Source organism: Saccharopolyspora hattusasensis (assembly GCF_050972075.1).
Taxonomy (GTDB): Bacteria; Actinomycetota; Actinomycetes; order Mycobacteriales; family Pseudonocardiaceae; genus Saccharopolyspora; species Saccharopolyspora hattusasensis.
On the sequence record NZ_JBPCDC010000001.1, the window covers coordinates 1,036,252 to 1,050,632 of the forward strand.

Consider the following 14,381-nt stretch of genomic DNA (forward strand, 5'->3'; position numbering starts at 1 on the left):
TGGGGTTAAGCGGTGCGCCTGTGGCGTCCGCTGATCACCTTGGCCGGTGACTCTTCCCGCAATGCCTCTTCAAGGCAGTCGGGGCAGGCTCTCGCGGCTGGTGGCGTGTTGGATTTGCCCATGTTGAGCCCGCATCGCGACGTCGCAATGGTTCCGGGCTCGCGTTCGTGTGCGAACCCGAGATGGTCAGTCCAGACCACACGGACCGTTGGCGGTCCCGCGTCCCCTTCCATGGCGGGCGCTGGTGCGAATAAGTCCAATCCGCTCATTGCGCCTCACCATCGCCCGGAGCATCACTCTTCGCCGCATAGGTCTGGTAGTGCAGGAGGGCCTTTACAGCGTTGATAAGACAGACTTCTACGTCTCGTAGCAGCGTTTCCGTGCACTTGCCCCGGGGGAGTTTCTCGGCTGCTTCGTCGCACGTGGCTTGAGTCACGCGTAGTACGCCTGCTAGCGCTGCTTCTGGCGAGTACCGCCGGACGGTCGGCGACGGGGCACAGGGCACAACCTGTTCGTCATCGTCCGTCCGGGAGCCCCTTGTTGGGTCGATCGGCGGTAGTGGAACGATGCCCCGACCTGCCATGACGGTCCCTCGCTTCCCGATCTCAAGTCTGCTTCCGTAAGCATCTGCTGTACTAGTAAGCACTATGGGTGCTTGCGCATCGGAAGCGGCAATGCTCAAATCGGGTGATCTACGTAAGCTATCATGACGATAGGATGTGTTTCATGCCTGTAAGCACTCGATCACCACGCGCTAGGGCGCTCTGCGCCGCGTTGCGCGAAGCTCGCCTTGCGAGTGGAATTGGTGTTCGCGAACTTGGGCGAATTCTCGGCCTATCTGATACAAGTATTTCATTGTGGGAAAACGGACATAGGGTGCCAAACGTCGAACAGGTCGCAATGATTTTGGCGGCCGTTCGTACGTCGCCAGAAGAACGCGAGCGGATTCTTTCGCTTGCTCGCCATGTACGCGAGCCCAACTGGCTCACAGTTGGAATGGAGGGAATCCCGCAACAACTAGCCGGTGTGGTTGAGTGCGAACGTAGCGCAGTCTCAATAATCGAATGGATACCTATTGGCATCCCCGGACTGTTGCAAACTTCGGACTACAAGCGCTCCATATATCAGGCTGATGATCAGCCGGAAAGAGATATTGAGCTACGCGTAATGGTCGCTGCCGGTAGGCGCGACGTGCTCACACGTGTAAATGAACCGGTACGGTTCGACGCCCTGATTGGTGAAGCTGCGCTATACGAGCCTATCGGGTCTGACCCGATAATGATAGACCAGCTACGACACCTAGCCGCCATGAGTGAGCGGAAAAATATCAGGGTTCAAATAGTACCGCAACGTATCGGCTGGCATCCGGGATGGGCCGGTCCTTTCATCATGTACGAATTTCCAGACGCCTCTCCGGTGGTTTACTTTGAACATTACAGCTCGGGGGCATTCATTCCCAACGAACATGAAGTGGCAGCCTATCATAAGTCAATAAATAAACTTAAAAGTATTGCCATGAGCCCCGGAGAATCAACCGATCTTATCTCTAAGATTGCAAATGATATGGAGGTTGCACCATGAGTACCGACCGCTGGATGAAATCCAGTTACAGTCAGTCAAACGGCGCGTGTGTCGAATTAACCACTCCCCTGGACCGTATCCGCGATTCAAAGGACCCGGACGGGCCGATCCTGAAAGTGGACGTGTCCGCGTTCGTTCAGGCGGTGAGGGCGGGTCGGTTCGACCGCTAAAAAAACAGTGGTGCCCCGGTACGTCGTACCGGGGCACCGTTGTGTCAGAAGGGTTGAATGCGTCGGTGTGGTTAACCGTCCCTCGGACGCGGCGAGCGTATCAGGTCTTACCGTTCTGTCTTCGGTGATCCTCGATGACTCCTTGCCAGGTGAGGTATCGCTGTTCAGGCACGCTGAACGTGCACGTGCGGCAAGTCCAGCAGTCGTTAATTCGGTGTAGGACGTGGCGGGTTGCACGGTCGCGGTAATCACGTCCGTTGTTGAACGGGTAGCGTTTGAATTGGAGTCGCACGTTGGCGCGGCGGTTCGCCACAGAGGTGCGCCGAGCATTCCCGGATGGTGTGCGGCTTGTCGACTTCACCTCAATCTGTGACGGTAGGTCGGTCGTGCCGACGGTGGTCGAGGCATTCGGGCTCCCTGAGTGCATCGGCGATACCGGAATCGATACGGTCGCGAAGGAGCTCGCTAACAAGCAGTCACTGCTTGTGCTCGACAACTGTGAGCACCTGGTGGAGGCGTGCGCCAAGTTCGCTGACGCGGCACTGCGCGCTGCGCCAGGGTTGCGGATCCTGGCGACGAGCCGGGAAACTCTGTCGATCCTCGGCGAGTGCGTCCTGCCGGTGCCGAGCCTGTCGGTGCCGCCCGTTGGTGTGACGCTGTCCCCAGCGGCGCTGGACGAGTACGACGCGGTGCGCTTGTTCGTGGATCGCGCCGATGCGATGGTCTCCGGGTTCGTACTCGACGACCGCAACGCCGCGGCTGTGGCGACGCTCTGCCGGCGATTGGACGGAATTCCGCTGGAGATCGAAATAACCGCGCTTCGGCTGCAGGCGCTGTCGGTGCACCAGATCGTAGAACGATTACCGAACAGGTTCCAGCTGTTGACGACCTCTTCCAGCGTTGCTCGATCACCGCTGCATCGCGATGCGCGTGCCTCGGCGCAGTGGAGTTCCGAACTCTGCTCGAAGCATGAGCGCGCGCTGTGGGCCCGCCTGTCGGTGTTCCCTGGCGAGTTCGATCTAGAGGCGGGCGAGAAGGTCGGCGCCGGCAGCGGGATGCGGGCTGACGACGTGGTCTATTACCTGACCCACCTGGTCAAGAAGTCGATCTTGGTCCGGATCGATCAGGACTCGCGCGCACGGTACTGGCTGCCGGAGACGTTCCGGTGTTATGGCCGCGAATTGCTGAGCGAGTCAGGGGACGAAGCCTCGGTCATGCTGCGGTATCGCGACTGGTGCAAGTCCTCGGTGCCGCCGGCGACCAGCGGGGGGCCTAACCCCATAAGCACCGCAGTGAGAGAGCCAGTCGCGGCGCCCACACTCACGGCTCGCCCGGCCGGGACCGATGCTCGAATCGTGTTGACTCGCCGGGAATTGCAAATCGCCGAGTTGGTCTCGCAGGGTTTGCGCGACAAAGAGATCGGAGCGAGATTGATGATCGCCCCCCCGAACGGTCGAATCACACGTCGAGCACATCCGGGTCAAGCTCGGTTTCCGCTCCCGCACACAGATCGCCGCGTGGGTGTCACGGCCGATCAAAAGTCCATTGTAGACTATTTCTATCCGCCGGTGTGCCTCAAGATCCGCGGCGCGGGTGCTCGAGAACGGCGCGGCCCCGGCCGTGGTGGCCGTGCGGCGGCGATGCGGCTCAGCGGGTCTGCGGCCCGGTTTCCTCGACGGCTCAAGTCACTGATGTGGCAGGTCGGACCCGTGGAACGCCTCCGCCGCTCGGTCGTGGTTGATCCACTACCGAACGGCGGAGGCTAGTTGGCAAGCGTCAGGCTCACGGAGTGTTCGAGTGCCGGCCGGGTGTGATCACGACCTTGAGCGCCTGGTTGGCCGCGGAGTTCTTGAACACGTCGTAGGCCTCGTCGATCTGGTCGAAAGTGAACGAGTGGGTGCCCATCTTCTCCGACGGGATGCGCCCGCTGGCGACCATCTTGAGCAGGGTCGGGATCGAGACGGTGTCGACCAGGCCCATCGTCATGGTCACGTTGCTGATCCACATGTCCTGCATCGGGATCTCGACCGGTGTCCCGTGCACGCCGACGTTGGCGAGGGTGCCGCCGGGCCGCACAATCGATGCGGCGGTGAGCAGGGTCTCCGGATAGCCGACGGCTTCGATCGCGACGTCGACGCCGAGCCCGTCGGTGAGCGCGATGACGTCACTGACGGTGCCGGGTCCGACTTCGACTGCGTCGGTGGCCCCGAACTCCAGCGCCTTCTCCAGGCGGAACTTGTTGGAGTCGATCGCGATCACCTTGGACGCGCCCCACAGACCGGTGGTGAGCACTGCGGACAGTCCGACCGCACCAGCGCCGACGACCGCGACCGTGTGGCCGGGTCGGACGTTGCCCGCGAGGACGCCGACCTCGTAGCCGGTCGGCAGGGAATCGGCGAGGAAGATCGCTTGCTCGTCGCTGACGGCCTCCGGAACGGCATAGAGCGACGTGTCCGCGTACGGGACACGAACGTACTCGGCCTGAGTACCGTCGATCAGGTGGCCCAAGATCCAGCCGATCCCGCCCACGGTCTGGCAGTGCGACGGCATGCCCCGCTGGCAGTACTCACAGCGACCGCACTTGGTGATTGCCGGGACCAGCACCCGGTCTCCCACGGAGAACCCGCGAACCGCGGCCCCGACCTCGGTGATCGTGCCGACCGCCTCGTGACCGAGGATCCGGCCGTCGGTCACCGCTGGAACATCGCCCTGCAGGATGTGCAGGTCCGTACCGCAGATCGTGGTCGTATCGACCTTGACCACGACGTCGGTGGGTTCCTGCACGGCCGCGTCCGGTACGTCCTCCCAGGCCTTGTTGTCCGGACCGTGGTAAACAAGTGCCTTCATCTGCTACCTCCGTTGGTCGCACGTCGCACGCCCGGCTCGTTGCTGGTTGGCCGGCACGTCGGCTTGACCGACGCTAGTGACGCCGTTGACACATGGCTGTCTCGTTATGGGACTGCTTCGACCCGGGCCGGACCGCAGAAGTGGATCATCGACCCGTTGGCGGGACACTCGATGTAGCCGATGTAGCCGATGTAGCTGATGTAGCTGATGCCGAAGGCGTCGATCTTGCACGTCGCCGCAAGGCCCAGCGGCAGGTCCGGCCGGGGTCCAGCGGATCTTGCCCGAGAGGTCCGATTTCCATTGAAATTGCGGAAGTTGTCCACAGCCACCGGTGTGTCGTGACCCGACACGCCGCCACCCCGCAAGTTCCATTGAAATTGCGGAAGTTGTCCACAGCCACCGGTGTGTCGTGACCCGACACGCCGCCACCCCGCAAGTTCCATTGAAATTGCGGAAGTTGTCCACAGCCACCGGTGTGTCGTGACCCGACACGCCGCCACCCCGCAAGTTCCATTGAAATTGCGGAAGTTGTCCACAGCCACCGGTGTGTCGTGACCCGACACGCCGCCACCCCGCAAGTTCCATTGAAATTGGGGCTTTTCGCGTTTCTCAAATCTCGTGAGACCGGCTGCTACCGGTGGCGCCGGTGGCGCCACAAACTCGAGACGCCCCAGCGCGGCAGAAGTCGCGAGCGGGCGGGGACCCGTGCAGGTTGCCCGGGCCCCCGCCCCGCGGCTAGCCAATCACGACCACTCGACCGCCGCGACCGCCCAGTACGGAACATGACGGCGTCATCTCCCCGGGACGAATCAGGGCGAGGTATGGCCGTTGCTCGACAGCGTTGAACCTCAGTAGATGTTGGACGGCCGGACCATGCCTTCGGCGAGATCGCCGAAGCCGGGAGCGACGATCGCGCCGGGGTTGCCGATGATCTCCTCCACGACGGCGGTCTCGGTCGTGATGAGCAGTGCCGCAATCGATGCGGCGCTTTCGAGCGCGGCGCGCGTGACCTTGAACGGGTCGATCACACCGTCGTCGAACATGTCGACATATTCACCGGTGAGGGCGTTGAACCCGTGCCCGAGCGGCAAGCCGGCGACCACCTCGACGACCTCGTCGCCGTCGAAGCCGGCGTTGATCGCGATCCAACGGAGGGGTTCGGCAAGAGCGCGTCGCACGACAGCCCACCCGATTGCCTCGTCCTCGGGGAGATCGACATCCTTGAGTGCCCGGTGTGATTGCACCAGTGCGGTTCCACCACCGGACACGATCCCCTCCTCCACCGCAGCGCGGGTGGCGGCCAGAGCGTCCTCGACGCGAAGCATCCGCTCCTTGAGCTCGACGCTGGTGGCGCCGCCCACTCGGATGACGGCGACCCGTCCGGTGAGCCGGGCAATGCGCAGTTCGAGGCTTTCCTGGTCGGCGTCGATCTTGGCACGCTCGCGCTGGGCCTCGAGCTGCGCGAGACGGGCGTCGAGGAGACGCTGGTCCCCGTGACCGCCGACGATTGTCGTCTCGTTCTCGGTTACCGTGATGCGGTCACACGAACCGAGATGGCCGACAGTCACCTCGGACAGCTCGATGCCGGTGTCCTTGGCGATTACATGTCCACCCAGCGCCACCGCGAGGTCTTCCAGTTCGGCGACGCGGCGGTGCCCGAAACCGGGTGCTCGCACGACCACCGACTGCATCGTCTTGTGCATGTTGCCGCCGACGAGGAGTTGCAGAGCCGGTCCGTCGACTTCCTCGGCCAGCACGACCAGCGGCCGGTCGGCGCGCTTGGCCACCTCGATGCTCGGCATGATTTCCTGCACCTGGGTGATCTTCTTGTTTGTCAGCAGAATCAGCGGATTGTTGTGCACCGCTTCCATCCGCTCTGGGTCGGTGACCATGTACCCGGAGGTGTAACCGTGGTCGAACTCGATGCCGTCGACGATGTCGACGGACAATCCGAGAGTGTCGCTCTCCTCGGTGGTGACCACTCCGGACTTGCCGACGTAGTCGACGGCCTGCGCGATGGCATGTCCGATCGTTTCGTCATCACTGGCGGCGAGGGTCGCGATCCGCTGCAGGTCGATCTGGCCACTGACCTGGGACGACTGATCGCGGAGCGAGTCGACGACCACGGACACGGCTCGCTCGATGCCGCGGCGCACTCGCATGGGGTTGGCGCCGGCTTCGACGGCCCGGAGCCCCTCGCGGACCATCGCCTGAGCCAGCACGGTCGCGGTGGTGGTTCCATCGCCGACCACACCATTGGTTTTCATCGCCACTTCCTTGACCAGCTGGGCGCCCATGTTGGCGAAGGGTTCGCGTAGCTGGATCTCGCGGGCGATGGTCACGCCGTCATTGGTGATCGTGGGGGGTCCGGTGAGCTTTTCGAGTACCGCGTTGCGTCCCTTGGGGCCGAGGGTCACCTTGACCGCGTCGGCGAGGGCGTTGACGCCGTGCTCGAGCCGCGACCGTGCTTCCTTGTTGTACCGCAGCTCTTTGGCCATGGCTGATATTCCCTTCGTGCTTTCTCGTACGGAGATTGCGGTCTTCTACGGGATGAGAATCGCCCGGCCGCGCACCCGCCCGCCATCGAGATCGTCAAGTGCCTGCTGGAAGTTCTCGAGGCGGTACTTGGTCGTGTGCAAAGCGACTTTGCCCTGGGCAGCAAGGGTCATGAGCTCCTGCAGGTCGTTGTAGGAGCCGACGAGGTTTCCGATGAAGTTGATTTCCGTGGAGATCACGTCGATCGTCGGGACGTCGATGTTCTCGCCGTATCCGACGACGTAGTAGTTTCCCGCGCGGCGCAGCATCGCGATTCCTTCCCGGGTCGCGCCGCCCTCGCCGACGAAGTCGACGACGGCTTCGGCGCCGTGCCCACCGGTCAGGTTCAGCACCTGCTGGATGTGGGTGCCGTCGGCGACGATGCCGTGATCGGCGCCGATCTGCACCGCGAGCTCGACCGCGGCGGGGTTGCGGTCGAGCACGACCACGGTGACTCCGGAGATCGCCTTGAGGACCTGGATGCCGATGTGGCCGAGCCCGCCGGCACCGATCACCACGCACACGTCCCCGGGCCGGGTCGTCTTCGCCACCTTCGCGACCGCGTGGTACGCCGTCAGGCCCGCGTCGGCGAGCGCAGCCACGTCGGCCGGCTCGAGCGAGTCGTCGATCCGTATCACGCTGCGGGCGGTGGTACGCAGGTATTCCGCGTAGCCGCCGTTGACGTCGATGCCGGGGAACTTGCTGTCCTGGCAGTGGACGTCGTCGCCGGAGCGGCAGGCGCGGCACAGCCCGCACGTGATGAGTGGATGCAGGATCACCTTGTCGCCGACCGCGACGTTCGTGACGGAACCGCCCACGGCGTGGACCCAACCCGCGTTTTCGTGGCCAATCGTGTAGGGCAGATCGACGCCGCTCTTTTCCTCCCACTGCCCTTCGAGGATGTGCAGATCGGTGCGGCAGACGCCGGCACCGCCGATTCGCACGATGACATCGAGCGGGCCCTCGACCGTGGGTTCGGGAATGTCGGTGAGCTGCAACTTGGTGTGGTATCCCACAACCTGCACGGCCTTCATCGCGGACTCCTGGTTGTTCTGAGGTTGGTGATCCGGGGCGCCGCGCCGACGGACTCGCTGTCGGTGTAGCGCGTGGCGAGCAGGCCACGGCAGAAGTGGGCGTTGCCTTCCATCGAGATACGCACCGACTTGGCGAGTCGCAGGCGCATGGGCACCGACTCGGGAGGTATGCGCTTGCCGTTGTCGTCGATGAACACCCGGCTGGCCGGGCAGCTGCTCAGTCCGATGCCGGCGCGGCGGCGCAGCAGCGCGTCTTTGTTCTCTCCTGGCGCGAGGTCGCCGAGGGTGATTCGGTAGATTTCGTTCGCTTGCAGGTCGGTTCGCTTCAGGTGCGCCTCAACGCACCGTTCCATCGCCGCTGCGTGCGCCTTGGAGAGGAACGTTCTGCGCAGCTCACGTAGGCTCTCCTCCGCCTCGGGGCCGAACGTCCCGACGTAGCCCGCGTCGGCGGCCAGACCGGCGTTGATCTTTTCGCTGTCGTGATGGTCGTCCAGCAGCACCCGTACCTGACCGATGTCCTCGACCAGGCGCAGGGCATCCAGTGTGTCGGAGGCCATGAGGTAGGCGAAATTCGGCGAGCAGAAGGCGGTGGGGAGCCGCAGGTGGACGGTGACTCCGTCGTCGTCGAGGGTAACCGACCGGACGAAGCCCAGATCGATGATCGGCGCGTCCAACTCCGGGTCCATGACCGTCGACAGCGCTTCGATGACGTCCTCTTCCGTGCAGACAGCGGTGGCGGTCATGACGCCACGGTCTCCCGCGCCCCGGCAGCGACCTCGACGCCTTCCTGTCCGGCCGGCTCGGCCAACTGCAGGTTTGCGGGAACGTCGATGCCGTAGAGGGCTGCCGCGTTGAGCCCGAGGATCTTTTTCTTCTGGTCGACGGTGATCTGCCCGTATTCGGTGAGCATGTCCTCGGGGATCTGGAAGTCGACGAAGCGCTCGATGAGCCATCGAGGTGTCCACAGGGCGTAATCGCTGGAGAACTGGATGCGGTTTTCGTCGAGCCAATAGAGCAGCTCGCCGATGATCTGGGCGAAGTACCGTGGTCTGGTGTGGATGAACGGCATTGCGACGGCGAGGCCGGCGTGCACGTTCGGTTCCTGGGTTGCGATCCAGCAGAAGTCTTCCAGCCGAGGGAGACCGCAGTGCTCGACGACGAAGTTCAGTTCCGGGAAGTCCGATGCCGCCTTGTCGACGTCCGCGACGTCGAAGGCGTCGCGGTCCAGCGGCCGGATGGTGGGTCCCTTGTGGATGTGGATGTTGGTGATCCCCAGTTCCTGGCAGGTCTCCAGGTAGCGATAGCTCCAGGGGTCGTCCAATTTGTACCCGCGTGAATCGCCTTGCCACTCGGCCGTGTAGAGCTTCACACCCTTGAGCTTGAACCGCTCGGCGTCGCGCCGGAGCTGGTCCAGCCCGGCCTGCCCGAATCGGGGATCCCAGCAGTGGTTGTAGGTCAGCTTGTCGGGATACCGCTGGGCGAGCGCGAAAGCTTCCTCGGTCTGCCCGAACCCGTTGCGGTAGAAGGCCCCGAGGCGGGCGGGCTGGAAGATCGCGTGGTCGACGTACCCGTCGGTGAACAGGTCGCGCATCAGGCGCTCGCCGCCGTAGTAGAGGTACTCCTCGTACGACCACAGCTCCGACTCCGGGCTCAGGTTGCGGTGGTAGTCGTAGAAGCAGTCGATGAACTGCTTGCCGTGGACGTTGAGCTGGTTTTCGGGACGAGCATCCCACAGTGCGATGTGCGCATCGACGATGAAGTAATTCTCGCCATCCTTCTGGTACATCGAGTCCTCGCTTGGTCCTGGTTCGGATAGATGGTGGGTGGTCCGTCTGGGGCCACCGCAGTGGCCCCAGACGGGCACGGTCACTTCGCCGTGAGATCGAACCCGATGTACTCGGCGGCATCCTCGGGGCTGGCGAACAGCAGGGTCTTGTCGTCGAGGTGGACCATGCGCCCGTAGTGGGTGGAGCTGATCTCCTCGAAGATGGAGCCGTCGAACTCTTCGCCCAAAGCCTCGGTGAGCTCGTCGTAGTCGAAGGTGAGCAGACGCTGGCCGTCGACGCGGATCATCGACGGGTACTCCGTTAGCTCCACGCCGTCCTTCGCGCCCATCACTTCCGCAACGACCCGGCCGACGGGGGTGTTCATCAAGGTGACGCCACACATGTTGGAGAACTCGGTGGACGAACCGAATTGCATGTTCACTTGTCCAACTCCTCGGGGATGTCGAGCCCGATGTCATCGAGCAGGGAACGGAACTTGGCCGTGGCGGCGTCGAGACTGGTTGCGAAGGTGACCGCCTTGTCTGCCGGCTGCGACCAGATCGGCTGCAGCGCCCGCGCCGCCGCGAGACACCGCGGCACCCAGGCCACCAGCCAGGTGCGGAACAGCTCCTTGTTCGACTCCCCGTGCTCGCTGTCGCGGACGAGCAACCGGAAGAGGTTGCGGGTATAGGCGAGGTCCCGGTCGTAGTCGTGCTCACCGGTGCCCACGATCGTGGGCGTGATGTAGTCGCCGTTGCCGGCGGCGATCTGCATGACCAGTTCGCTGCGGAACAGAGAACCCACCAGTTGCTCGAAGACGATGTTGGAGCCGAACAGCAGCTCACACCAATCCGGTACCGCGGTCAGCCGCTCGACGACCTCACGGGTGGGCTGCCATTCGGGCGCGGACTGCCAGACCTCCTTGTGCGCCGCCCCGTCGAAGTCCTCAGCAGCCTCCGACAGGTCAAGATTGAACAGCGCCAGGTCCTGAGCGAACCGCATCTTGTGGGCGGCGTTCACCGCGACAGCGGTGTTGATCATGTTCGTCGGACAGGAACGCTGGATGGAGGTGAACACGTGTAGCGCCAGCCCGTTCTCGGCATGCATCCACGCGCCCAGGTTGCGGGCGATGAACGTCAACCACGGGGTGCCCCATGCGTCGTAGACCCGGGCGCGCTTGGCGTTGAACAGGCACAACTCCACCTGGTGGACGACCTTGGAGTTGTTGCGGTAGATGGTCTGGTCCCACTCCTCGTTCGGGTCGCGGAAGGCATGCCAGTTCGCCGACTGCGCGGCCGTCCAGTCCTGCGGGTATCCGCCGGGGCCGTTGCCGAAGCCGTAGATCCACCCCTGGGTCAGGTGCCGGTCGGGGTCGGGCTGTACGTCGACGGTCACGTCCTCGTACATCGTCGAGCGCAACTTGGCCGGCTTGTAGTAGTTGAAGGTGCGGCTTCGGGAGCTGGGGAACTCCAGCGCGCCGGCCTCGGAGTCGGTGAATTCGATCTTGGGGAAGCTGCGTTGCCTGGTTCCGGTGGTTTCAGTCATCTCGTTTCTCAGTTCTTGTCGGCGAAGAAAGTAAGATGGGTTCCCGCTGCGACTACTCGAAGGCTGGTGGGTTCCTGCTGCGACTACTCGAAGGCTGGGCTGGTGAACTTGTCGTAGAAGACCTGATCCTTCGGGGTGTTGTTCGCCTCGAGCAGTTCGAGCGCCGCATCCACCATCGGCGGCGGCCCACACAGGTAGACCTCGGACTTGCCGATGTCCGGTTCACGGCGACTGACGACGTCGGTGACATTGCCTTCCTCGACGGCGATCTGGCCCGAGGGCCAGGGGTCCGTCGATTCCGAGAGGCAGGCCACGAACGTGAAGCCCGTCAGGTTCTTCCCGAGCTCGAGGATCTCGTCGAGGTAGAACAGGTCTCGTGGGGTGCGGGCTCCGTAGTAGAAGTGCACCTGCCGGGTGTTGCCTGTTTCGCTCATGTGCCGCAGCAGCGACAGAATCGGCGCCATCCCTGCTCCGCCTCCGATGAAGACAATCGGCAGGACGTGCCCCTCTTTGAGGGTGAACGACCCGTAGGGGCCGGTCAGGGAGATCTCGTCACCCACCGAGATCCCGTCCTCGAGCAGGCGGGCGAACTTGCCTCCCGGGTACTTCTTGATGAGGAATTCGACCTGTCCCGGCGTCGATTGTGTCGTCGCCATGGAGAAGGACCGGTGTTCCCCCGTTCCCGGGATCTGCAGGTCGGCGTACTGTCCCGGTTTGAACTCGTACGCCGCGGGATCGACGGGCTGCAGACGCAGCGACACGATGTCCTTGGTCATCGGCTCGAGCGCAACCACCTGTGTGCGCACATCCTGGATGGCAACACCGCTGAGTAGTTCGTCCTCGTCGAAGTTCAGCAGTTCGATGGTGCAATCGCTGAAGGCATGTGAGCGGCACAGCAGCACGAATCCCTCTTCGACCTCGGCGTCGTTACACGCGAAGGTCGAGTAGTTCTCCATCTGAATCTCGCCGTCGAGGACATAGGACTTGCAGGCCGAGCACCGCCCCTCGCGGCAGCCGTGCATCAGGTGAATTCCCTGCCGGAATGCGGCATCGAGGATGTTCTCCTCCTCGCCGACTTCCATCTCGATGTCAACAGGCTCGAAGTTGATACGGTGCATGTCGGCCACGGGTTTGTCTCCTTGGCTCGGAAAATGTGGTGATGCGGGTGGCGCCGGAGTGGACACGACGCCACCCGCCGACCCGGGTCAGGCCGGAACTGCGCCTGCGCGATATGCGGCGATGTGGGCTTCGCGTTCGGCGTCGGACATCTCGTTCAAGAGCACGTTCGGGCTCTGGAACGTGTTGCCCCGCACGTCGTCGAGAGTCCACAGCTTCTTCGGGTCGTCCAGATCGAGATGCGGCTGGCCCACGAGTGTCTTCCCGTCGTCGCGGACGTACCCGAGATCGGAGACGATGTCGGCGAGATCCTTACCGTGGTGCAGGGTTTCCCACTCACGGAATCCGGTCAGCCGGCCCATGTTCGGCGTCGGCCTGCCCTGGTACTCGCCACGGAAAGCGACGGCGTCGGTCCAGTAGCAGGTTTCCGAGCAGTAGGTCCGCCACTGGTCGTCGACCTTCTCCACGACCATGTCCTCGCGGATGAGTGCGGGCACCATGCAGGTCCAGCACCGGTGCGGGTACTGGTACCCGACCTCCTCGAACGCGATCGGCTTGTTCCGGCCGGGGTAGGCAAGCCGGTTGTACTCTTCCCACCACTTGCCGTACTTCGAGTACCAGCCGGGGTACTTGTGCTCGAACCACTCGAAGTCGGCGTCGGTCATCGCGTCGATCCGCCAGTAGTTGACCGGCCACCCGGTGGCGAAGAACCGGGCCACCTCGTGGACGTAGCCCTTGTCGACGATGCGCTTCCACGCCTCCTCGACCAGGTCGTGCGGAATCGTCAGCCCGTACTTCTCGAGCGGGATGAGGTAACTGCGGTAGTAGTCGTCGTAGATCCACCGACGCCACATCTCGGCATAGCTCTCCCGATCCTTGCGGCGGTCCTTCGTGCCGTACTCGATGAACGTGCCGATCGCGGCGTCGACCACGCAGTGGTTGTTCCACCACGCGTACCGCAGGTCCCGCTCGAGCAGCGGACGGTTCCGTTCGTCGGCGAGCGCCATGAGCAGGATCGAGTAGCCGTTGGAGATGTGCCGCGACTCGTCCGACTGCACCGAATGGAACACGGTCGGCAACAGGTAGTCACCGTTGGCCGCGGCCTCGTCGGGCATAGCCACGAACAGCGTGTTCGTGAACGCGGTCTCCGCGACCACGGTCAGGTAGATGTTCGCCGCGGTGATGGCGTCACCGGTAATGAACCCTTCACCGAACTGCCGGCCGATGGTGCCCGCGTAGTTATTCGCGAACGCCTTCTCCGTCATGTCGAACCCGGCGGGGTCGATGTAGTTGTTCATGTACAACTTCTTGAGGTTCATCTGAATCGTCGAGTGGCGAACCTCGTCGATCATCTGCACCGCGAGCCCGTTGTGGATCTCCGGGTTGGGTACGGCATCGATGGCCATCGGCATTGCCCGCGCAGCCGAGATCTCCGGGAACGGGATGATCGACAGGAACAACTTCTGCCACTCGAGCCACCGCTGCTGCACCTGACGGAACATGTTGCCGCGGATGGCCCCGTCCATGGCGCCGTACACGCGGTTGTCCTTCTCCTCCTCCATCGGGAAGTAGGACCGCATGATCTGCTTGAGCGGGTCCTTCTTCGGGGCCTTCTCGAAGGTGTAGTCGGTGCCGAACCTGGTCGCCGGAGTGGCGAACGTCGGCTCCCACGAGAGCTCGGTGATCTTCTTGTGAGCTTTGCTCAGGCTCTGCCTGCTCAACGCCTGCCTCCCGGGTGGGATGGGTTCTTGGTCCGACGACGGTCCGCAGCTGAGGGGCGATTCGAT

The 14,381-nt window shown here is 63.4% G+C and carries 13 protein-coding genes; 3 read left to right on the top strand and 10 right to left on the bottom strand.

Going from position 1 to position 14,381, the window contains the following annotated elements; translation table 11 throughout:
- Positions 1-726: 726 nt before the first annotated feature.
- From ACRXBZ_RS04880 to ACRXBZ_RS04890, 3 genes are all read left to right on the top strand, one after another.
- Positions 727-1,581, top strand: coding sequence for a helix-turn-helix domain-containing protein (locus ACRXBZ_RS04880; protein WP_433877986.1), 855 nt, complete (start codon positions 727-729; stop codon positions 1,579-1,581).
- A complete protein-coding gene (locus ACRXBZ_RS04885) occupies positions 1,578-1,751 on the top strand; it encodes a DUF397 domain-containing protein (RefSeq protein WP_433877987.1) in 174 nt (57 codons plus the stop codon). Before ACRXBZ_RS04880 ends, ACRXBZ_RS04885 begins: the two co-directional genes overlap by 4 nt.
- Positions 1,752-2,044: 293 nt before the next feature.
- Positions 2,045-3,517 (top strand): ATP-binding protein, encoded by a 1,473-nt coding sequence (locus tag ACRXBZ_RS04890; protein ID WP_433877988.1) that lies wholly within the window; start codon positions 2,045-2,047, stop codon positions 3,515-3,517.
- A gap of 16 nt (positions 3,518-3,533) precedes the next feature.
- Here the strand turns inward: ACRXBZ_RS04890 and ACRXBZ_RS04895 are convergent, their stop codons facing one another.
- From ACRXBZ_RS04895 to ACRXBZ_RS04940, 10 genes are all read right to left on the bottom strand, one after another.
- Positions 3,534-4,598 carry an alcohol dehydrogenase catalytic domain-containing protein gene (locus ACRXBZ_RS04895; RefSeq protein ID WP_433877989.1) on the bottom strand — a complete coding sequence of 355 codons (1,065 nt, stop codon included), beginning with the start codon at positions 4,596-4,598 and terminating at the stop codon, positions 3,534-3,536.
- Positions 4,599-4,702: 104 nt separating this feature from the next.
- The gene (locus tag ACRXBZ_RS04900) at positions 4,703-4,948 is read right to left on the bottom strand and encodes a hypothetical protein (protein ID WP_433877990.1); all 246 of its coding nucleotides are present in this window, start codon (positions 4,946-4,948) and stop codon (positions 4,703-4,705) included.
- A 498-nt stretch (positions 4,949-5,446) separates the two neighbouring features.
- Complete coding sequence (groL, locus tag ACRXBZ_RS04905) at positions 5,447-7,096, bottom strand: chaperonin GroEL (RefSeq protein WP_433877991.1); 1,650 nt, start codon at positions 7,094-7,096, stop codon at positions 5,447-5,449.
- A gap of 45 nt (positions 7,097-7,141) precedes the next feature.
- Complete coding sequence (locus ACRXBZ_RS04910; protein ID WP_433877992.1) at positions 7,142-8,167, bottom strand: NAD(P)-dependent alcohol dehydrogenase; 1,026 nt, start codon at positions 8,165-8,167, stop codon at positions 7,142-7,144.
- Entirely contained in the window at positions 8,164-8,910 is a 747-nt protein-coding gene (locus ACRXBZ_RS04915) for a metal-sulfur cluster assembly factor (RefSeq protein ID WP_433877993.1), read from the bottom strand. The genes ACRXBZ_RS04910 and ACRXBZ_RS04915 overlap by 4 nt, the downstream gene beginning before the upstream one ends.
- Complete coding sequence (locus ACRXBZ_RS04920; protein WP_168589637.1) at positions 8,907-9,953, bottom strand: amidohydrolase family protein; 1,047 nt, start codon at positions 9,951-9,953, stop codon at positions 8,907-8,909. Before ACRXBZ_RS04920 ends, ACRXBZ_RS04915 begins: the two co-directional genes overlap by 4 nt.
- A gap of 80 nt (positions 9,954-10,033) precedes the next feature.
- Positions 10,034-10,369 carry a propane 2-monooxygenase effector subunit MimD gene (mimD, locus tag ACRXBZ_RS04925; RefSeq protein WP_210435820.1) on the bottom strand — a complete coding sequence of 112 codons (336 nt, stop codon included), beginning with the start codon at positions 10,367-10,369 and terminating at the stop codon, positions 10,034-10,036.
- Between the two features lie 2 nt (positions 10,370-10,371).
- Positions 10,372-11,478, bottom strand: coding sequence for an aromatic/alkene monooxygenase hydroxylase subunit beta (locus ACRXBZ_RS04930; RefSeq protein ID WP_433877994.1), 1,107 nt, complete (start codon positions 11,476-11,478; stop codon positions 10,372-10,374).
- 83 nt (positions 11,479-11,561) lie between these two features.
- Positions 11,562-12,605, bottom strand: a complete 1,044-nt coding sequence (locus tag ACRXBZ_RS04935) for a 2Fe-2S iron-sulfur cluster-binding protein (protein WP_433877995.1) — start codon at positions 12,603-12,605, stop codon at positions 11,562-11,564.
- A 78-nt stretch (positions 12,606-12,683) separates the two neighbouring features.
- Positions 12,684-14,315: a ferritin family protein gene (locus ACRXBZ_RS04940; protein ID WP_168589640.1), complete on the bottom strand. Its 1,632-nt coding sequence runs from the start codon at positions 14,313-14,315 to the stop codon at positions 12,684-12,686.
- Between the last annotated feature and the right edge of the window lie 66 nt (positions 14,316-14,381).